The sequence below is a fragment of the Planococcus koreensis genome (assembly GCF_004761975.1).
In the GTDB taxonomy this organism is placed as follows: Bacteria; Bacillota; Bacilli; order Bacillales_A; family Planococcaceae; genus Planococcus; species Planococcus koreensis.
This window is the reverse complement of record NZ_RQII01000029.1, coordinates 1-21,367: the sequence shown is the minus strand read 5'-3', so window position 1 is coordinate 21,367 and position 21,367 is coordinate 1. Positions and strand designations below refer to the sequence as shown.

General features: G+C 44.2%; 19 protein-coding genes. 14 read left to right on the top strand and 5 right to left on the bottom strand.

Features of this window, described 5'->3' with window-relative positions:
- Positions 1-139 precede the first annotated feature (139 nt).
- Positions 140-1,576, top strand: a complete 1,437-nt coding sequence (locus tag EGV91_RS07485; protein WP_135502247.1) for a DHA2 family efflux MFS transporter permease subunit — start codon at positions 140-142, stop codon at positions 1,574-1,576.
- A 617-nt stretch (positions 1,577-2,193) separates the two neighbouring features.
- Complete coding sequence (locus EGV91_RS07480; RefSeq protein ID WP_135502245.1) at positions 2,194-3,396, top strand: aminotransferase-like domain-containing protein; 1,203 nt, start codon at positions 2,194-2,196, stop codon at positions 3,394-3,396.
- Between the two features lie 421 nt (positions 3,397-3,817).
- Here the strand turns inward: EGV91_RS07480 and cyoE are convergent, their stop codons facing one another.
- Positions 3,818-4,678, bottom strand: a complete 861-nt coding sequence (gene cyoE, locus EGV91_RS07475; RefSeq protein ID WP_421958243.1) for a heme o synthase — start codon at positions 4,676-4,678, stop codon at positions 3,818-3,820.
- Positions 4,679-4,908: 230 nt separating this feature from the next.
- Here cyoE and EGV91_RS07470 point away from each other — a divergent pair, with 230 nt between their 5' ends.
- Positions 4,909-5,211 carry a type 2 periplasmic-binding domain-containing protein gene (locus EGV91_RS07470; protein WP_135502241.1) on the top strand — a complete coding sequence of 101 codons (303 nt, stop codon included), beginning with the start codon at positions 4,909-4,911 and terminating at the stop codon, positions 5,209-5,211.
- A gap of 140 nt (positions 5,212-5,351) precedes the next feature.
- Here EGV91_RS07470 and EGV91_RS07465 read toward each other — a convergent pair whose 3' ends face one another.
- The 3 genes from EGV91_RS07465 to EGV91_RS07455 all read right to left on the bottom strand — a co-directional run bounded on the left by EGV91_RS07465 (position 5,352) and on the right by EGV91_RS07455 (position 11,191).
- Positions 5,352-5,693, bottom strand: coding sequence for a hypothetical protein (locus EGV91_RS07465; RefSeq protein ID WP_135502239.1), 342 nt, complete (start codon positions 5,691-5,693; stop codon positions 5,352-5,354).
- Between the two features lie 265 nt (positions 5,694-5,958).
- Positions 5,959-10,503 carry an FtsX-like permease family protein gene (locus EGV91_RS07460; RefSeq protein WP_135502237.1) on the bottom strand — a complete coding sequence of 1,515 codons (4,545 nt, stop codon included), beginning with the start codon at positions 10,501-10,503 and terminating at the stop codon, positions 5,959-5,961.
- Positions 10,496-11,191, bottom strand: a complete 696-nt coding sequence (locus EGV91_RS07455; protein ID WP_241666137.1) for an ABC transporter ATP-binding protein — start codon at positions 11,189-11,191, stop codon at positions 10,496-10,498. Before EGV91_RS07455 ends, EGV91_RS07460 begins: the two co-directional genes overlap by 8 nt.
- Before the next feature lie 420 nt (positions 11,192-11,611).
- On the opposite strand from EGV91_RS07455, the gene EGV91_RS07450 reads away from it, so the two are divergent.
- From EGV91_RS07450 to EGV91_RS07405, 10 genes are all read left to right on the top strand, one after another.
- The gene (locus tag EGV91_RS07450; protein WP_135502233.1) at positions 11,612-12,010 is read left to right on the top strand and encodes a RidA family protein; all 399 of its coding nucleotides are present in this window, start codon (positions 11,612-11,614) and stop codon (positions 12,008-12,010) included.
- A 217-nt stretch (positions 12,011-12,227) separates the two neighbouring features.
- Entirely contained in the window at positions 12,228-12,668 is a 441-nt protein-coding gene (locus EGV91_RS07445) for a hypothetical protein (protein WP_135502232.1), read from the top strand.
- A gap of 342 nt (positions 12,669-13,010) precedes the next feature.
- Positions 13,011-13,295 carry a hypothetical protein gene (locus EGV91_RS07440; protein ID WP_135502229.1) on the top strand — a complete coding sequence of 95 codons (285 nt, stop codon included), beginning with the start codon at positions 13,011-13,013 and terminating at the stop codon, positions 13,293-13,295.
- A 338-nt stretch (positions 13,296-13,633) separates the two neighbouring features.
- Positions 13,634-14,497: an efflux RND transporter periplasmic adaptor subunit gene (locus EGV91_RS07435; protein ID WP_135502227.1), complete on the top strand. Its 864-nt coding sequence runs from the start codon at positions 13,634-13,636 to the stop codon at positions 14,495-14,497.
- Positions 14,498-14,502: 5 nt separating this feature from the next.
- Positions 14,503-15,192, top strand: coding sequence for an ABC transporter ATP-binding protein (locus EGV91_RS07430; RefSeq protein WP_135502225.1), 690 nt, complete (start codon positions 14,503-14,505; stop codon positions 15,190-15,192).
- Entirely contained in the window at positions 15,186-16,358 is a 1,173-nt protein-coding gene (locus EGV91_RS07425; RefSeq protein WP_135502224.1) for an ABC transporter permease, read from the top strand. Before EGV91_RS07430 ends, EGV91_RS07425 begins: the two co-directional genes overlap by 7 nt.
- A 234-nt stretch (positions 16,359-16,592) precedes the next feature.
- Complete coding sequence (locus EGV91_RS07420) at positions 16,593-17,708, top strand: MBL fold metallo-hydrolase (RefSeq protein ID WP_135502257.1); 1,116 nt, start codon at positions 16,593-16,595, stop codon at positions 17,706-17,708.
- A 58-nt stretch (positions 17,709-17,766) separates the two neighbouring features.
- The gene (locus tag EGV91_RS07415; protein ID WP_135502222.1) at positions 17,767-18,819 is read left to right on the top strand and encodes a threonine aldolase family protein; all 1,053 of its coding nucleotides are present in this window, start codon (positions 17,767-17,769) and stop codon (positions 18,817-18,819) included.
- A 140-nt stretch (positions 18,820-18,959) separates the two neighbouring features.
- The gene (locus tag EGV91_RS07410) at positions 18,960-19,445 is read left to right on the top strand and encodes a tetratricopeptide repeat protein (RefSeq protein WP_135502220.1); all 486 of its coding nucleotides are present in this window, start codon (positions 18,960-18,962) and stop codon (positions 19,443-19,445) included.
- Between the two features lie 157 nt (positions 19,446-19,602).
- A complete protein-coding gene (locus EGV91_RS07405; RefSeq protein ID WP_135502218.1) occupies positions 19,603-19,953 on the top strand; it encodes a cupin domain-containing protein in 351 nt (116 codons plus the stop codon).
- Positions 19,954-20,032: 79 nt separating this feature from the next.
- Here the strand turns inward: EGV91_RS07405 and EGV91_RS07400 are convergent, their stop codons facing one another.
- Positions 20,033-20,854: a GNAT family N-acetyltransferase gene (locus EGV91_RS07400; RefSeq protein WP_135502216.1), complete on the bottom strand. Its 822-nt coding sequence runs from the start codon at positions 20,852-20,854 to the stop codon at positions 20,033-20,035.
- A gap of 280 nt (positions 20,855-21,134) precedes the next feature.
- On the opposite strand from EGV91_RS07400, the gene EGV91_RS07395 reads away from it, so the two are divergent.
- The coding region (locus EGV91_RS07395) for a TIGR04104 family putative zinc finger protein (RefSeq protein WP_135502214.1) at positions 21,135-21,367 on the top strand (233 nt) is incomplete at its 3' end.

Here is a 21,367-nt window from a genome sequence, read left to right as displayed (position 1 = left end):
ATCATTTTCTACAATTGCTTAAAGTAATAAAGAAAATCTGGAAATAAACAAATAGCCGTTCAGGCTTTTGTATTTTAAATAAGACATTGAAAAAAATAAACCATTATTAAGTTAATCAGGTTACTGGGAGAGAGAAAAAATGAAGAAACAATACAATACAAAAGCGATTTTGGCATCGCTGCTCATCGTCGGGTTTGTGGGCATGTTCAGCGAGACCGCCTTAAACATCGCGATGGTGAATTTAATGGATGTGTTCCAAATTTCGGCGGCAACCGCACAATGGCTAACAACCGGATTTTTGCTGACACTTGGTATTTTGATGCCGATCAGTGGCTTGCTGCTGCAAATGTTTACCACAAGACAGATGTTCGTTGGTGCGCTTATTAGCTTGATTTCCGGGACTTTAATTGCGGCTCTAGCGGTCAATTTTGAAATGCTGATGGTGGCCCGGGTGCTGCAGGCTGCAGGCATGGGCTTGCTGCTGCCCCTTATGTTCAACACCATTCTGGTCATTTACCCTCCGGAAAAGCGGGGGGCGGCCATGGGGTTTGTCGGACTGGTCATCATGTTTGCACCAGCAACCGGACCGACCATCGGAGGGCTGTTAATCGAATACTTGACATGGCATTACATTTTCTGGTTCTCGCTGCCATTTCTCGTGATGGGGCTGTTGATCGGGCTGAAGTATTTGGAGAACGTCACCGAAGTGACAAAACCGCGGATCGATTTGTTTTCAGTCCTGCTTTCAACTATCGGTTTTGGAGGAGTGGTCTTCGGCTTCAGTAAGGCCGGTGAAGGAGAAGCGGGATGGGGCAGTATGGTCGTGATCACGTCTATCATCATTGGGCTGGTTGCGTTGTTCTTCTTCGTCCTGCGCCAGAACTCGATGAAAGACCCGATGTTGAACCTGCGTGTGTTCAAATTTCCGATGTACGTGGTCGGACTGCTTCTGGTCATGATGAGTATGTTGATTATTATGTCGAGCATGATCATTCTGCCGATGTTCCTGCAAACAGGTGCAGGACTGTCTGTTTTCATTGCTGGACTGATGCTATTGCCTGGCAGTGCATTGAACGGGCTGCTATCGCCATTAATCGGCCGCTTGTTTGATAAATATGGACCGAAATGGCTCGTCATTCCAGGACTTCTTCTCGTGACGACGATGTTATGGTTCTTTACCACATTAACCACTGCCTCATCCGTGGCGTTTATCGTAGCGCTGCATGTCGGGCTGATGGTGGGGATTGCAATGATTTGGATGCCTTCCCAAACGAATGGCCTGAATCAGCTGCCGCCCGAATTATATCCACACGGTACGGCGGTCATGAACACGCTGCAGCAAGTAATCGGTGCAGTCGGTACGGCGGTTGCCATCAGTATTTTGACTGGGGGTATGGATACTTATCTACACAATTCTTCCGCACCGGCTCAGCCGGCAGAAATGGCGAATGCGATGGCTTCGGGATTGCAAAACGTCTTCTTGTTCACAGTGGCGATTGCTATGGTCGGCCTGATCCTCGGGTTCTTCATTCGACGGGTCGTAGTCCGGAGTGAAATGATCAATTCGCCACATTGAGATTTTAGATACACTAAAATTCTTAAAAAAATACAGATTTAACTTAAAAGAAGCGTAAACTATAGTAAATTAATTTTAATAGCTAATTAGTTTACATATGACCATATTATCAGAAGGAGCATGAATACAGAGGGAGAAAAGAGGCTAAGCAAATAGCATATCTTTTCTCCCGTTTTGTCTTTAAGAGGGTATCTTTCCGAATGATTTTCGGCAATTAATTAATGCAAGTTTTAGTGATAAATCTAAAGAGTATTTTACTTCATCGATGAGTATTAAGTTATCTTCCAATTGGTGCAAAGTGCATTTTTTCAATAAGAAGAACAACTTATTCCTTTTGGGAGAAGAACTTTTTGACTCTAAAAAAATGTTTAAATGTACCCAAATCAAAAACAAGACTAAACAAAAAACAAGAAACACCTATTGAATGTGAAATTAGTGTAGTATGTTTTCTTAAGGAAACAGGATTGAATTCTATTATCTAACACAGCAGTCCCTGGTTCCAGTTCTTAGCTGCCGGCAGATTGCACTCGCTGGAATCGTTCATTAATTATAAACGGGCGGACGAGATGATGCTAAAGTTGCTTTTTTTATTTCACAGAATATAGGAGGATCACATAATGATTCATAAATTCACCAAGAGAGCCAACGCGATGAAACCTTCGGATATGCGGATCATCTTAACCGCTTCAGAACAACCCAATTTGATTTCTTTTGCCGGCGGACTTCCAGCAGCAGAACTGTTTCCCATGCAGGCCCTGAAAACGGCAAGTGAAGCTGTTCTGACAGAAGACGGACCGGTTTCGCTTCAATACAGTCCGACCGAGGGCTTTGAACCGCTCCGCCGAAAAACGCTTGAACGAATGAAAGCAATCGGCATACAAGCGAATTTGAACCAAGTTATGATTACGTCGGGTTCCCAGCAGGCGATTGACCTAACGGGACGCCTTTTTCTGGATGAGGGGGATACGGTCATCTGCGAAAGCCCAACCTATCTGGCGGCGCTTAACGTTTTCAACATCTGCAATGCCAATATTGTAGACGTAGAGATGGATGAGAACGGCATGCTTATGGAACTATTGGAAAAAAGGCTTCAAGAAAATCCCCATGCAAAATTCATCTATACGATACCAGATTTCCAAAATCCCACCGGCCGTACGCTGAGCCTGGATAGAAGAAAGCGGATGCTGGAGCTGGCTCAACAATACGACGTATTGATTCTGGAAGATAATCCTTACGGTGCCATCCGCTTTTCGGGAACACCAATTCCGCCGATCAAGCATTTCGATAGAGAAGGCCGCGTCATTTACATGAGTTCTTTCTCTAAAATATTCGCACCAGGGCTTCGGCTTGGCTGGATTTGTGCCGATGAAGTCGTCATCGAAAAATACATGGGATTCAAGGAGTCCGCGGATATGCATTCCGATGGCTTTGCGCAGCGGCTCACTTCGAAATACATGGAACAGAATGATATCGATGTGCATATTGAAAAGATCAATTCCGCTTATCACGACAGATGCAACACGATGCATGCCTGTGTCAATCAATACTTTCCCGACGCGGTTTCCTGTGTGAAACCGGAAGGGGGATTGTTTATTTGGGTGGAACTTCCCGTCAATGTGGACGCGAGAAAGATCTCGATTGCCTGTCTTGAAAACGGCGTTGCTGTGCTGCCGGGAGAAGCCTTTTTCGCAACTGGCACACAAAAAAATGCGCTTCGGTTAAACTTTTCAAACTCTTCAGAAGAACGAATTGTTGAGGGCATGAAGCGTATCGGAGAAGTACTGCATCAAGAATTAAGCAGAGAAGCTACGGTGAAATAACCCGTCTTTTGCTTTTTTTCGAAGGTTAGTCAGTGTGAACGATAATGGTGATGAAAAAGTTCGTTTTGAACTTGATTTCCTCAGAAGACAGGTTACATTCTCTAAGGGCATTACACATGCGAGAAAAAAGTATTCATAAGATTAGTTGGCACATCAGCAGTTTATCGGAAGCTGCTTAAGTAGAAAGGAAAAGCAAAGACTGTACAGTGCATCTTCATGGTCTTTTGTCTGCAAAAATACTTTTTTATGGAAAACTCAATATAGTACTTTGGTAAGTAGAATATAAAGTTTTTATTTAAGACCTCGGGTAAATTGCCAAAAATAAAAAAGAAGATGAATTACAACATTTCATCTTCTTCTTTATTCGAAAAGCCTATTGAATAACAAATCGTGATACCGAGCAAAATGACACTTAAGCTGTTCAAGAAATTGCAGTTAGAATCAGCCCGATTGAAGCGTAAATAATTACAGTAAAGTAAATGCCGACCATGTGCACTAAGGAAAATAAGAACATTTTATTCGCCCAGACTTCGATTCCCGCCTTGTGTGAGCCAAATAAACTCAAGCCTAGCCAAATTAACCCTAAAATCAGTGAAACCAAAGTCAGGCCCAGGCTTAACGGCAAGAATAACAAGCTGGAAAACACCAACAAAATTAGATACGTGTTGGTTTGGAGGTAAGTGCGTTTTCTGCTTTTTACGACTGGCAGCATGGGAATATTGGCAGCAGCATAATCTTCATGCTTGCGAATGGCAATCGCATAAAAGTGAGGCATTTGCCAAATGACGAGTATTAAAAATAAAGCCCAGCATGCAGGATGCCAAATATCCGGCCCTACTGCAGCCCATCCAATCAAAGGCGGCATCGCGCCTGAGATGCTCCCCACTTCTGTATTCCAAATGGTATAGCGTTTTGTCCATATGGTATAAGGGATCACGTAGAAGAATATGCCCAAAAATCCAAGAAAAGCGGCTAATGGAGCTGCCAGGTACAATAAAACGAGCCCACTGCCTAACAACAGAACTGCAACGATTCCCACTTTCTTAAGTGGTATGGTGCCGGTAACGGTTGGACGATTTTTTGTTCGTGCCATTATCGAATCAATGTCGCGGTCATAAATATTATTGAATGAACCAGCTGCTGCAATAACGGCAGCAGTACCGAAAAGCGCAAACATAATATTTGCGATATTGTCTACAAAACTGTATTGATACGTATATAATGCAAGCATAAGTCCGGCGAGCATTGGAATCAAATTTGACTTGATGATTCCGGTTTTCACGACTTGTGCCCATAAATTTTTTTGGGATTGTTCTATCACTTTTCGTTCCAGCTCCTTTATGTCTACAAAGGTTAATATACCTTACTTGATAAACCAATTTCTAAAGAATAATTTTTTTATGTATACATATGAACATTCTAAGGCTAACTCGACAAAGTAAGTGGAATTTTAAAGCGTTTGACGGTTATGAACTTTTTGGAAGTAGAGGAAAATTTATCGGAAGGGAGAAGTTGATTTTCAGTTGCTTCTCTTTGTGCTTCGGCCGGAATATTGACGACCTCCATATCGTGGGAACTTATAACCTGATTTTCAACGTGGCATTGATGGTGCAAGAGAGCATCGGTTATGCGCTGTGCCTGGATAAGCTGGTGAATACAAGCGGAGACAGTGTGCTCTGTTTTAGGCCATTGCTGCCGAAATTGGAAGTGAACTTAAACGTCATCTGGAAAAAGCATCAAATGTTTTCCCATGCCGCAGATTTGTTTATCGAAAACCTTCAGGCTGCCATACAGAAATCCAACTCAAGTGGGTGATCAGAAGGGGAGAAGCTAAACGAGGGGTTTCTTCTTTTTTGCATGAAAAGGGAGACTGGCTCATTGTCTCTTAAAGAACCGGTGGGATAAATGAAGAAAGCAAAAAAGCCCCCTCCATTTATTGTTCGGTTGGGCTAGTTTCAGCGATGAGCCAGTATTTGTTGCACCATTTGAAGTTTTGCCGCTCGAAGTTTCCGCTCATAGGGATCAGTCTCGGACGCTGGCTTGGCAAGATAATCCTCATAGTACTTGATCTCATAATAGAGTATTTCCTTTACTTCCCTCACCATGTGGCGTTTGGACTTCTCCACCTCGACTTCGATCTTTGCATCCTCAAACTCCACGGGGTCCCGCTGGGCAATTTCCGAAAGGATGACATCAATCGACCGGGTGTCCGGTTTTTGGAATTCTTGCAGCCGCGTTAATCTTTTATACAATTTCTTATTGCTAAACATTTTAACCCGAATTTTGCAGTATCTCATGGTACAAATGCTCCTTTCAGTTGCGTGTAACTTATTTTAACATTTAGTAATGCGAACAAATTTATTTCTTTTATAGGATCTAAACCTTTTAATTTTTGAAGGTATGCAAAGTAAATGGCTGTGAGACAAAAGAAGGAAAGGGAGTTAAGATCTTTGGTCGATAAAGAAACGCAGAATAAAGTGAATTGAAAAAGAGAAAGGGGGGAGTGCCGATTTCAGCCACCTCTTTCTCTTTAAATTTTACCGATGAATCCCTGTATAATGCTCATTCTTGCTCTTGAAGCTGAAGCCAGCTTTCCAAAAACTCCAGCTGGTCCCCTTCTATTTCTTCTTCAAAAAAAGCGGCAAATACGCGGCTGTCAACATATTGAAAGCGGAATTGCTTCACGTATGCCGACAAAAAGCCGAAAGCTTGTTCTTGTCCGCCAATCCTTTCAAAAAACTCCTGCAGCAAAAGCGGCGTTTTCCCATAAACCGTAGAGTAGTATTGTCCGTCCGGAAATTCGCTCAAAGCCAAATTGACAACGGCATCGGTGGAATTCGTCTCGGCCAGTGATCTGGAAAAACCGAACGGGTCCATATCTCCGTTTTGTTCCAGATACATGGACGCCGCCCATTCTGAAATGCTCTCATCCAGCCATGCGTCTGTATAAGGATCGTTGGCTACCAGATAATAAAACCATTGATGGGCAATTTCATGGACAAGGGTGTGTTCAAATTCTTTGGGGCTGCTGCTCACTTCAATGATATTCGGATATTCCATCGCCCCGTCATTGCCGATGACATCCAGCTCTGCGGCTGGATGCTCCGCAATTTTTTCTTCAAAAAAGCCGAAAGCGTCTTCCGCCACAGCCAGCATATTAGCTGTGAAATCCGGTCCATCGGTAGGTGCGAAAATACGGATAGCGGTGTTATTGATGCTCGATGTCTCCGTATGCCAAGCGTTGGGATCCAGGAATGCCAGGTAGAAATCTTTTATGTTGCTGCCTGTTAAGGTGCCTGTTGACATCGGTGCTGCTTCACCGTCTTGCGCTGAGCTGGCGACCAGGTATTCACCGGGCAATTGATACGCGATTTCATAGTTGCCATAAGACGTGTGATACGATTCGCCTTTGCTGTCAAAGTCGTGGATTTTCCAGCCATTGTCGTAATGGCCTAGCATCGGGTACCACTGCGCCAAATAGAAATTATTTTCGACTTGCGCCAAGCGGAGGCCGTTTTCAGGAAGCTTGAGCGTGTAGTCGATTTTCACGGTCTTCATCTCTTCGGGCTTTAATTCTTGCTCTAATTGTAAGAGAAGGCGGTTGCCGTCAAGTGCATACGGAATTTCCTGGCCATCCATATGGACTTTTGATATCGCCGTTTCGGCACCGTCTGCCATCACTTCCGGCTTATTGGCAGCCGTCAACGCATTCGGAATGAAATAAAAACCGATATCGTTCCAGGAATCCTGCGACTCGTTTTTGACGTCGATTTCTGCGTGTATTTGGAAAACATCTTCTCCGTTCAAGTCCATTTCAATCCTGTATGCGGCGCTGGCGCCAGGCTTCAGCGGACTGGCCGCTGCAGTTTCGGTAAGTGGGATTTCCACAACGACAGGGCTCGGGTAAAATTCGCCCTTCGCCACAAAGACAGCGCGATCGAGATCTTTTGGGACTTCATATGTCAACACGGCCGTCATTTTATTGGGCAGCAAAAATTTATACTGGTTGAGCCATCTTTCTTTTCCTTTGGTCACATCCATATGGACAACCGAATACTTCGTCCCTTTGTCGTCGATGAGTTTAAAGGCCCTCGGTTTGTAGGTAGTGGAGGAGTCATCGTTTTCTCCAGGAAGGTCGAGGATCACCGGGAAAGAAATCAATCGATTTTTTTCATTCGACACTTTTAAATCGGAAGGCGCTGCCACAAGCGCACCTACTCTAAAGTCTGCTGCTGCATCGGTCCCGTCTCCCAATACATACGAGCGGTAAGCCGTTTCCTGAAGTTTTTCGATTTCGCCGGCAGCCGGTTGCTGGCTGTCTTCTGAAGCTTGGCTTTGCTTCGGTTCATCTTTTTTGGATACATCCGCCATTACTTGTCCTTCAGTACCTGTTGTAGCTTGTTCAGAAATGCTTGCACTTGATCCATTATCAAATTCAGGCATTGTATACAGAAACAGCGAGGAGAGACCGACAAGCAAGGCCGCTCCTGCAATGCCCAAAGCCCATTTAAATTGTCTTTCCACTTTTTTCGAATTATGCAGCGTGCCACTGATCGCCTGATAAGGCAAAGTGCGCGCCGCTTTCTGTGCGGGGAGCAGGGCACCGAGCACACCGGTCACAACCGGAATCATTAAGGTCAGTGACAGGAACCCGAGTTCTTCGATCGGCAGTTGGCCATATAGGGAGTAAATCAGAACCAGCGAAATCGCTATTCCGATTACCCCAGCTGCCAATCCGGTGAGAATGCCTTCCCATAAAACAAGCATACGCACGCTATTATTTTGCCAGCCGGTTGCTTTTAACACCGCAATCTGGGATTGCCGTTCGGAAACGTTCTGCCACATGATCTCGGTCGTCGTCAATATCGCGATCAATAAAGCGACGCCCATTGCGACATAATGCATCGTTCCGACTTCCAGCGCGACGAATTCTCCGAGCCATGTCGCGTAAAGAACGCCTTTCAAACGGAATGTCACGAACAGGAAGAAGATAAAGAGGCTGGTCGGAACCGCGATGGCGAGAACGGACAGTACGCTGCGCTGCCATTGCGAAAACAAATTGTTGAAACTCATGCCGATAACAGATTCCGAACGGACAAACCGTTTCGCCCGGTGCGAAACTTCGCCGGAACGCATGGACTCAAACGGTTGGATCCGCCGTATCAATGCAATCGGGATAAGGGAGCCAAGCCAGTAAATGGCGAGTCCGCTCAAGCCGATTAAAAAGACGCGGGACGCCGAAGTGTCGACACTGCCGGATACAAAAAATAAGCCGAGAATAAACCAGCTGATCAATGCCACAAGCATGCCGAGGATGGTGGCTTCCCAAAACAGCAGTTTTGATAATTGAGAAGGGCGCCAACCCAGCGCCAATAAGACGGCGAATTCTTTTTTTCGGGCGACAAGCATAATGATGCTGGAAGCGAAAACGTAAACGACGGCAACCAGGATGACACTGGCAATCACACCACTCAAGCCAATTTTGGCTTCTTTAAAAATGGAAATCGACGAACCGATTTTAATCCATGGCTGTTGAACCCAGCCAAGGCCCTCTTCTTCTCCAAGGGAGGGGAGGTGGGTTAATGCCAGCTGCGGGGAAGAGCCCAGCGTGATGTCGGTTATAAGACCGGTTTTTTGCTCGATTTCGGCAGCAACATCCTGTAAGGCTTTTTCACTTTCCGCATCCATCAATTCGACGCCTTTTACGTTGACGCGGATCGCAGAAATCGGGGTTTCCCCTAAAATTTGAGCAGCTGCTTCAAGTGTTGTCAAAACCAGTGGCGGCTTTGTCAAAAAGCCATAATCATCGTTGGTCGGTTTCATGTCAGCGGGAGGATTGACCGGAACTTCTTCCGCATCCATCACCCATTGCGCTTTGGCTGGGAAATAAGTTTCCATCGGCAGTTCCGTCAGCGGATCTTTGGAAATTCGGAGATTCTGCGGATCGAATACGCCGACAAAATCCAAGCGCAATTTTGGCCAAGCTGAACTGTCAACGCTGTAAGGATTAAATTGGCGGTACATGTTTTTGATGGCCCATGGTGAATCTTCCGGAAGTTCAAATGGCTGGACTTCATAGGCATAAGGCCATCGTTCCGAAAAGGGGCTGGTGACAGGTGAATAGTTCACAGTAGAAGGTTTTAATGCAATCCACGCTTGATCCGGGACGGTCATTATCCCATCATCAGAAGGATTGAGAACCTTTTTGATCAGTTTTTCGTGTACATCGGTTGTCTGATAAGTAAATTCTTTAACGGGTGTCCCTTTAAGCGTGTCGAGGTATTTCTCTTTGCCTTTTGCCAAAATGCCTTCAGCAATGGATTGCTGATCCTTGTCAAAAGGGATATCGAGTTTTTCAAAACTGTACGTGATTTTTGCGTCCACAAAATCCTGGTTGCTGATCAAAACCGGAATTCTGTATTCGGGAACGCCCATCACTTCTCCTGTGGCGGAGAACGTATCCTCTTCATCAAAATAACGGCTTGACTCACTCGGGATGATCGCTTGATCCAGCCCGGCCATTGCGGCTTCGGCTTCGGGATCTATGCCCGCAATCATGATGGAAGTCCCGTAAGACAAATTCGGGATGCCCGGTGAAATGCCATAATCGATTGCCACTTCACCACCGGGCTGCCAAGCGCCGGCTGTCACATAAACAGAAGTTTCGTCCACTTCGATTTGGGCTCCAGTATTCGTTTCTTCGGTCATCTTCATGCGGTAAATGCCAGGTTCAGTAATAGCGGGATTTTCAAGGTCTACATAATTCGTGTTCGAACCGATCATCGCGATCGGAGCGGCAATTTCAACCTTGGCCATCGCCTTGATCTGCTCATATTGCTGAAGTGAAATGCCCCCTTCCAGCCCGCTCAAATAATTCGGTTCCAGCAGGTTCAATTCTTCCGTAACGCTGCGGCTGCCTTGCGGACGGACGACAAGGTGATAAGAAGATTTCCATCTCTTTTGCAGTTCTTCTACGACGGTACCGTTGTTGGCCTGTGTAACACCGATCAAATAACTTAAGCCCGTACTCAAGATCAACACGCCGACCATGAGCAGGATAAAGCGCTCTTTGTTTCGCCACCAGGAATTCCAGATAAACTTAAGCATGATGAATTACCTGCGAGTCGGCAACGATTTCGCCATCGCACATCTCAATTTTGCGGTCGGCTCGGTCGGCCAGTTGCGGATCGTGCGTCACAAACAGAACGCCGCATCCTTTTTCCCGATTCAATGCATGCAGCAATTGATAGATGATTTCGCCGGTTTCGGAATCCAAGTTGCCGGTCGGCTCATCCGCCAACAGCCATTTCGGTTGATGGACAAGTGCGCGGGCGATGGCAACTCGCTGCTGCTGGCCGCCAGAAAGCTGGGAAGGCAGTGCATTCGCTTTTTCGGGCAGTCCGACCATTTCCAATAATTCCAGTGCGCGTTGTTTTTTGTTGTAACTGACTTTTCGGCCAAACAGCGGAGCCATGATGTTCTCAAGCGCAGTCAAGGTGGGAATCAAGTGAAATTGCTGGAAGATGAAGCCGATGTTCTGGAAGCGGAAATCAGCGAGCTGGCGGCTATTTAGCCGGTTGACCGGTTCACCGCCGTGCAGCAGCTCGCCTGAAGTCGGATCATCGAGTGTGCCTAAAAGGCTGAGCAGGGTGGACTTCCCAGAACCGGAGGGACCGATAAATGAGATGAACTCGCCGTCTTCGAGTACGAGATTAATATTTTTTAATACATTTGTTTTAACGCCGTCACCTTGAAAAGCTTTTGCTAATTTCCGGCATTCGATTGTCTGGTTCAATGTATACGCCTCCATCAAAAAAGTTGATAAATTTTACCTATTCCAAATATACCAAATTTTAGCGCATGTAAAAGATTTTTTATCATCATCAACCAATTAATTAAAATCAGCTGGTTCATATAATGGGTTCTCGTCAAGAAGAAGCAGGATCGCATTCTTCTATGTTAATGTTGTAAATATTAGTTCCGAAAAGAATTTTAATGGCTCATGCAGATTCTTGTATAAGCTATTTTATTAATGAAATCGTTGCTGGAATTAGTGAAAAAACTGGAGTTCGTCAATGGTGAATTTTTAAGAAGTTTTTAAATTCAATAACATAAATAGCTTAAATAATGGTCTTGCCGTATAAAAAATCCAAATAGTTTTAAAAATATTTATTTGGTAAAGTAAAAGAAAGATCATAGAAAGTGGGGCAGTTTAATGGGGAACAAGAAAATAACGAGAAGAAATCCAAAGGGCATGCCAGAACCGGTCGGCAATTATACGCATATCACCAAAATTCCACGAAATGCTGAATGGTATGTAGCTTCGGGCCAAGTCGGGATGGATGAGGACGGCAGCTTTCCGGAGAGCATGAACCGACAAATCAGCAACACTTTCAAAAATATCGAAGCCATCTTAGCTGCAGAAGAATTGGAAGCCCACCATATTGTCAAAGTGAATATCTGGGCAATCGAACAAATCGATTGGCAATGGCTGAATCAGCAATGGATCGATTTATTTACCGATGAATTTCCGGCGATGACGATCGGTTATCTAGTTGCGTTGGGGTTACCAGAGATAAAAGTGGAAATTGAAATCTGGGCTGCTAAACCATAAAGGGGAAGTGCGGCTCTATGAAGCGTAAAAGCTACAGTTTGTACGTTCCTTATTTCAGAAGTATGCTATCAATTTCTACCTAGAAGTTTTCTTTGCATAAAGAGCCAGTATGCAGAAGAGTTTAGAAAGAATTGGAAAAATTAAATAGCTTTCTTCACAAGTCCTTAGTATATTTGATAAAGAAGCTTATTGAGGATATTCAAAGGAGTGCAGGAAGTTGTCGTATTATGTTGTCTTGGGATTGACGTTTATCATTACGTTGTCTTGGTGTTATTATTTTTGGAAGATGCTGCGGCGAAACGAAAAACGGAGGTTTGCCTTCCATATCATTTTCTTTCGGTACGTGATACCGGCGTTGCTGCTTTTTGCATTTGGCGTGACGTTTGTTTCGTACGCGATGGATTTGCCTGCGGTCATTGCGAAAGAACCGTCCCGCTATGAAGGCGCATGCGAAATCGTCATGGAAGAGCTTGAAGAGGATGTTTTCACGGTCGAAGCGATGTTCGATGATACGTGGGCTGAATACGAGCATGACCAAGTTCCGCTGATCAAAGAAGGCGATTACTACTGCGAAGTGGAATACTATCCAGGCTCGAGCATAGGCACTAGCTTAAAACTTTATCTGGAATCGGGCGGCAAAGCGGTGCAGCTTAAATAAGCCTTCCGCGTTTCCATTCAATCGGATGCGAGCAGTTGAACAAGAAAAAAACAATCATCATTTAGTTTGTTAATAAAAACTTCTCTTTTAAAGACGCCTTTTTAAAGACGTCTTTTTTTTTTGCGATGAATTACATAGCTTTCGTGTTCATGCCACGAAGTTGGTTCCAAAAAACCGGATTCTTAGCAGCAAGTAAGCGAACACAGCTTGCCTAAGAGGCAGCTGCATCAAAAAGTATGTGTTCTTTTGCATGAAAAGGGTATTATACACCAAGTGGAAAAATCCTTTATTCACACAAGTCTAAGAAGAATAGTCTTTAAAATTTTGAAAGCAGGTGTAAGAATGAAATTCTATAAATACATTGAACTGGATGACAAAATTGTCCATGGTACTTTAGAAAATGGACATTTGTTCTGGGAAAAAGAAATCCGTGGATGGAACGATAATGAAACTTTCTTAGATATGACTTCCATAGTTAAAATCCGAGCCATCGATTTTCAAGATGAACCGGAGATGAAAATAAATGTCGATTACTCCCGCTCTGATATGGAAGAGGACTTGATGATTGGCAAGCTCGTAGATCGAGCAAAAAACGATTTGCTAACGGCAGGACCGGCCGTTCAGTAATAATTCCATCCAGCTATTTACCAAAGGCAGCCTCCAGGGCTGCCTTTTCTTATTCTCTCTTTTCCAGCGGGGTACATGTTGTCAAGCTGACCAATAACCTGTGAGCCTTATTTGAGATTTATGCTTGGTGAAATAAATCTAAAAAGACTGATTAATGAAAATATTTATGTTAGTATTAATTTATTATTTTTAATAAAAATTTATCAAAACTCTATTCATATTAATTTCTTTCATTTGAGACATGAACTAGCATATCCAATCAGCTGAACCATTACATATTCCGATAAAACTTAGCATATGCGCAAGCGATAGTGCACCGAGGGACGGAGGTGAAGTATATGGCTGCTAAAACCAAGCATAAAAAGAGGAAATGGTTGCTATGGTGTCTTTTTGGACTTGTCATTGCAGCAATTGCTGGAGCGGTTGTTTTTATGCCGAAAGGAACCGGAGCTTTCCAATCTGAAATTGCCGAAACGGGAGATATCACGACTTATCATCTTTTTCCGGGGACCATTGACACAAAAAATAGAGAAATTGTGATAAGTGATAAACCGATGGAAATCTGCGAAGTGAAAGTGAAGCAAGGCGATGTAGTTAAAAAGGGCGAGGTCCTGTTCGTGTCGACTCTAGGCGAAGAAATTAAATCATCAATAGACGGTGAAGTTACACAAATTCGAATTAAGGAAAATGCCCAAGTGCGAGCAGGCATCGAAATGATCAGCATAGTGGACTATGTTAATTTCAAAGCCAACGTGAAAGTTGACGAATTCAGCCACAAGTATTTGAAAATCGATCAGAAAATCAAGGTTGCCATCAATGCGCTGGGCAAAGAACTGGCAGGTACCATCACCGCTATTTCAAAAGAAGCACGGAATGAAAATGGTGTCTCTTATTTTATTGCTGCGATTGACCTCGAAAAAGATGAAGGACTGAGGATCGGCATGAGTACAGAGGCGAAGCTTGTTAAGGAAGAAGCCGTAGAAGTAACCACGCTGCCGATGGAAGTGATTCTTTTTGATAAGGAGAACCAGCCATATGTGCTGTTGCCATCAGAGGAAGGAGAACCGATAGAAGAATCTATTACAACTGGCATCAATGACGGGATGAAAGTAGAAGTGAAAAGCGGTGTAACAGCCGGTGATGAAGTCATGCGCGCGCTTGACGAAGAAGGGCTATTGCAGGAGCTCTTCTGGAGGAGATGAGGATCATGGCTGAACAAATTTTGAAGATGACGGGCATCAGCAAGTCTTATTTTTTAGGTGGAGAAGAGCAAATGGTTCTCAAAAATATCGATCTGTCCATCAATAAAGGGGACTTTGCTGCGATCCTCGGGCCATCCGGTTCCGGGAAATCCACATTGATGAACATGATTGGCTGCCTGGATACTCCGACAGAAGGCGAGTACACCCTGTCACAGCAAAAAGTTCAGGAACTGGATGAAAAAGAGCTGGCAGCAATCCGCAACAAGGAAATCGGGTTTGTTTTTCAGCAATTTCATCTGCTGCCTCGCTTAAGTGCAAGGCATAATGTAGAACTGCCGCTGATTTATGCAGGCGTCCGTGAAAAAGAACGGGAACAGCGGGCAACCGAAATGTTATCAAGAGTCGGTCTTGAAGGGAAAATGGAGCACCGGCCCAACCAGCTTTCCGGTGGGCAGCAGCAGCGTGTAGCGATTGCTAGGGCGATGGTCACCGAACCGACGATCCTGCTTGCAGATGAACCGACGGGTGCGCTTGACCAAAAGACCGGCCAGCAAATCATGGAGCTCTTCCACCAATTAAACAGGGAAGGGAAATCGATTATCATGATCACGCATGATGCGGAAATCGCAAAAAATGCGAAACGGATCTTTCGGATCCTGGATGGACTGCTCACGGAGGAGGAAGCCGGATGCTAAGGGAAAACTTGAAAATGAGCTGGATGAACGTAGTCCACAACAAAATGCGCTCAGCCTTAACCACCCTGGGCATCGTTATTGGGGTAAGTTCCATCATTGCCCTGATTACCATCGTCAAAGGAGTTACAAACGACATGACCAATGATTTTGCTACGTTCCAGGCAGATCGAATCATTGTAACGACTGTAGGAACCCCTTTGAAACAGGGATTGCTGCCGCAAGATATCGAGCGCCTTGAAGAAATTGACAATGTGTCCGGAGTGTCGCCGACCGTTACAGGCTTCACTAAGGTTGCAGCTGCAGGAGGCGTCAAAGAAGATGTGAGCGTGAACGGGAAAAACGATGTCTATTTTTCGAAAAACAAAGATTTGATCCAAACAGGTAGAGGGATCAATCCATTAGACATTCAAAGTGAAAACAAAGTAAGTTTGATCGGCTCTACGATTGCCCGTGAATTATTTTTTGGGAAAGACCCTATCGGAGAAACCTTGTTGATCGGCGGCATGAACTTCACCATTATTGGCACACTCCAACAATCGCATGCTTTCTCATCGAGTTCCATTAATGAGGCAGTCATCGTCCCTTACACGACATCGATGCGGCTGCTTGGAACCAATTCCATCATGGCGGCTGATGTCTATATGGATGACTCCAAGGAGTCTGAAAAGACCTCGCGCGCGATCGAAGCCGAACTGAATGAATCGTTTATAAATCAAGGGGAAGGATTTTTGATCCGCAATACGCAGGAAATGCTGGCAACAATCAACCGGATGATCACGACGCTGTCTTTGCTGATTGTGGGCATTGCATCCATTTCGCTGGTGGTTGGCGGTATTGGCATTATGAATATGATGCTGGTATCTGTTACAGAAAGGACCGCGGAAATTGGACTCAGGAAGGCATTGGGAGCGGAACCGAAGCGAATCCAGCAGCAATTTTTGATGGAAGCCATCTTTTTATCGCTTATGGGCGGAATCATCGGTGTCGTAACCGGTGTCATGGGAGCCTATGCGATCTGTGCGTTAATGGACACCAGTTTCTTGCTGTCACCCTTAACCATCATTTTGGCTCTGGGCTTTTCCACGACGATCGGCATCGTTTTCGGATTCGCTCCAGCTAGAAAAGCATCTAAATTGAATCCGATAGAAGCTTTGAGGCGTGTATAGGAGTGACAGGCTGTTGGGCAATGATTTCTTTATAATGAAGAAGCAAAGCAGTTTATTACTGCCTTTGCTTCTTTTTCGGTATGATGAAGAAAAGCAGAAGGGTGAAAGAGGTATTTTCACTGTGCAGCAAGTGCCTTTTGTTAATAAAGCCCTAAGGCGAGTGATGAAATGTCGAATCTCGAAGAACATCCTGCAACGCACAAAAAGAAAAGAAAAGCTCCATCAAAAGGCAAGATGCGGATCATCAAGAAAATCGGGATTTATTTAACACTATTAATCGCCTTGTTAGGAGTGGTCCTTTTGTTGTTTTTAAATCTCCATCCTTCTTTTGGCGCTAACCCAAGCAAGGAAAAAGAAGCGCTGTATAATACGTTTGATAATTATAAGGACGGCAAATTTGTTAATCAAGAATCAACGATGGAAGGCGGCAGCGCGGGTAGCCCCTCGCCACCTCAGAACTCTGATTCATCACCCAGCGCAACCAGCCCATCATCCGGTGAACTTCCTGTTTCTGAGATTGATTGGGACAAGATTAAAGGCAAAGAAGACAGCCTGACCTGGCTGGGCCATTCTGCATTTATATTGAGTCTTGATAATAAGAAAATCCTTATCGATCCTATGCTGGGTCCCAGAGCTTCACCGGTTTCCTTTATCGGGCCGAAACGCTATAGCGAGGATCTATTGGCTATTGTAGAAGAGCTGCCGCCGATTGATGCAGTCTTTTTCACGCATGATCATTACGACCACTTGGATTATGCCTCAATAAAAAAACTGAAAAGCAAGGTCGCTCATTTTTATGTTCCATATGGCGTCAGTAATCATTTGATCCAATGGGGAGTTGCAAAAGAAAAGATTACGGAACTTAATTGGTGGGATGAGCATGAATTCCAAGGATTGACCATCGCCTTGACGCCGGCCAAACATTTCTCAGGCAGAGGGATTTTCAACCGGAATTCGACGCTTTGGGGCGGCTGGGTCATTCTTGGAGAACAAACCCGTTTCTATACCAGCGGAGATGGCGGTTATGAAGGGCATTTCAAGGAAATCGGCGATAAATACGGACCTTTTGATATCGCTTTAATAGAAGGCGGGCAATACGATACACGCTGGCCAGAATCCCATATGCTTCCTGAAGAATCCGTACAGGCCAGTATCGATGTACAAGGCAAGAACATGCTGTTAACACATTGGGGTGCTTTTACGCTTGCGCGCCATGGCTGGACAGAGCCGATCGAACGGGCCGTACAAGCTGCTGCAGAAAATGATGTTGATCTTCTGGCGCCTCAAATCGGGGAAACTATTGGGATGGATGGAAGATTGGCTGTTCCTGCTTCAGCATGGTGGAAATGAGAAAACCGATTAATGCCAACCCTGTATTCGAAAAAAATAGAGTTAGGAGAAAACCGACATGATCCGATTCGAAAACGACTATGCAGAAGGCGCACATCCACGTATATTGGAGCGCTTGATGGAAACCAACGAAGTGCAGACGCCGGGCTATGGCACAGATGATTATTGCGAGTCTGCCAGAAACCTGATCATGGAAGCCTGCGGCGATCCAACTGCGGATGTCCATTTCCTAGTTGGCGGAACACAAACCAACACCACAATCATCGCGTCAATCCTGCGCCCGCACCAAGGCGTTGTTTCCGCGCATTCCGGCCATATTGCGACGCATGAGACGGGTGCGATCGAAGCGACTGGCCATAAAATACTGCCATTGCCGAGCAGTGATGGAAAAATCGATGCCGAGCAGATTAGGGGAGTTTACGAAGAACATTGGAACGATGCCACTCATGAACACGTTGTCCAACCCGCGTTGGTCTATATCTCCAATCCGACAGAATTCGGGACGCTATACAGCAAATCGGAGCTAGAAGCGCTGCGGAGCGTGTGCCTTGAATGTGGATTTACGTTAATGATCGACGGTGCGAGATTGGGGTATGGATTAGCCGCTGAGGGGAATGACTTATCGCTGGCGGACATTGCAAAGCTATGTGATGTGTTTTATATCGGCGGAACAAAAATCGGGGCATTGTTCGGGGAAGCGGTTGTCATAACCAACCCAGCGTTGAAGAAGGACTTTCGATACATGATCAAACAAAGAGGCGGCCTCTTGGCAAAAGGGAGGATCCTGGGCATCCAATTTGAAACGCTGTTCACAGATGGGTTGTACCTGGAGCTATCCAAGCATGCAATTGATGCGGCAATGACGATCCGAAATGCTTTTGAAAGCAACGGATTTGAGTTCAAATATCAATCAAAAACCAATCAGCAATTCCCGATTCTACATAACGAACAGATTGAACTTTTGAGCAAAAAGTATTCATTCCATAAATGGGAAACCGTCAATGAGAGCGAAAGCGTCGTCAGGTTTTGCACGAGCTGGTCGACCAAAGCCGAACATGTCGAGGCGTTAGTGGAAGACATCGAGAAGTTAGCTTTACAAAAATCAAAATGAATCTATAGAAGTTCTTGAAAGAAATCTTCAGAAAAGATAACTGGCATTAAGAAATGAATAACGTACTACTCGGAAGTTTTCGTTAGCATTCTTTTCAGAAATGATCTGACGTATTGATTTAAAATGCAGGAGATGAAGAAATGGATCCAATATTGATAAAAGCAATTAATTTGAGAGAAATTGGACAACATGAAGCATCAAATAAACTAATATTGAAATTGATAGATTTGTATCCGGAAGATCCATTAGCGAATTATCAATGTGCTTGGAGTTACGATTTGTTAGGAGAAGAAGCGAAAGCTGTTCCCTATTACGAAAAGGCAATTACTCTTGGGTTGAAAGATAAAGATTTAGAGGGTGCATTAATAGGATTGGGAAGTACATACAGGACATTAGGAATGTATGTTGAATCCAAAAAAACATTCTTAAAAGGGATGGAACTTTTTCCAGCTAATAATGTTATGAAGACTTTTTACTCAATGACTCTTTATAATCTTGAGGAGCATCAAGCCGCAATGAATATCCTTCTTCAATGTCTGATCGATACGACGTTAGATAAAGATATCCAATCTTTTAAAAAGGCAATTGAATTTTATTCAAATAATTTGAATGAGGTTTGGAAATAACCAGTTTTTGATTTTTAAATTTAATGCATATACGATTTCCATACAATTTTTGTATTAGATTTGATGGAGAAACTAGTGAAAAAGTAAATGGTTTTATTAAAAGATGGTCGTACATAAGTTTATTGCATGAAGGAACTTGAAGTGGAGGGCTCCTGTGGTGAAAATATATCAATTTAACAAAGAGGCAGGAAAGCGAGTAACAAAATTTGATTCTGATTTTGTTATGTCACGTATTACACAGACTCAAAATTCAGCGCACGTAGGTTGTATCTACTTAGAAGCAGGCGGAGTAATTGGTTTTCATGAAGCTGTTCTGCCTCAACTTCTATTAGTTGTCGCTGGAGAAGGCTGGGTTAGAGGAGACAGTAATGAATACATAAAGATCCAAAAAGGCCAAGCAGCCTTCTGGAATAAGGGAGAATGGCATGAAACCAAAACACCAAATGGATTAACTGCAATTGTAATTGAAAGTGAGGAGCTTAACGTTTCATCGATGAAAGCGCTGTGAAATCGTGGCTAAAATTAAAAGAGGGAATTCCACCGATTATGTGGATTCCCTTTTTGTTTGCTCTTATCCTGTTTGAGGCCTACTTGTCAAACTCATAATAATCCTGCGCATTGACAATTTCAAAACCGACGGACTCATACAAACGCAAGGCATTGGCATTGTTCGTTTCCACTTCCAGGTGAACCGAATGGCCGCGTTCACTTTGCTGTTTGACGACGCGGCGCAGCACCTTTCGGCCAAACCCTTTGCCTTGGTGTTCGGGCAAGATTGAAAAGCCATAAATCCACGCCTGTCCATTTTCGCGTTTCACTCGGATTTTGCCGATGGTGTTATCACCGACATCGATCATCAGCATCTCTGTGTCTTCGTCTCCATTAATCCGGCTTTCGGTCGCTACCGCATTCTCTAGGGAGACATTGAAGACTTCCACATCAAGCCGTACACGCAATTCCAAATCTTCTCGAGCTGCTTCCCGCAAGATGAAATCATCCGTTGTGTCTTCAAGCGGTTGAGGCTTCCATTGCATTTGGTGTTCCGAAAATGCGTAGCGGGCTCCTTGCCGCAGTAGAAATTCCTTAGCTGCTGAACTAGCTGGGGCGTTCAATAAAATCTTCTTAAAGCCAGCACGTCTGACTGCCGTCATGGCCTCTTCAAACAACCGCGTAAAATGGCCATTCCGGCGTTCGCTGGGCTTTACCATGCCTGTCACTTCAATCGTGGAACCGAAAGGATACATTCCCAAAAATGCAATCAACTCATTTTTTTCGTAATGCAGAAAATCAAGCCCTTCGGTAGACCGGTTCCGCAGCATGTCCCAGTTCAATTTCATTTCCAATCCATCATGCGCTTCCACTTCTTTTTGCAATTGTTCAATATCGGAAAGTTGTTTTGTCGTTAACATATCGATCTCCTCATTATTAAATATTCGGGTTTTGGTTTATCCTGTGCAACAGAGTTTAGCAATGGATTCTCCTATTATTTACAATTTGATTATATTCTAATAATAATCATCGGAACGTTTTCACACAATGATTTTAATGTGAGAACAATGAAACATTCCGAAAAAATTTTATTAGTTTGAAGTTTCGGATTTTTGGCTGATGAATTCTTTTTGATATGTCATGGTAATTATATGGAATTAAATAAGTTGGAAAATGACATAAACGAATGGAGGAGAACCGATGCCGACATGCCAAAACTGCAAAAACCGATGGGGATGGGCCCAAACAATCAGAAAAATGCCTTTTCTCGACACAGGAATGATTTGCCCTTATTGCAGCACAAAGCAATATCCCACAAATCCATCCAAGAAAAAATGGGGGTTAGCAGGGCTTCTGACTCCTTCTGTTATGCTCGTTGCAAGGTTATTTGAGCTGCCACCTTTATTCTCATTAGGAATCTTGGTGTTGACTTT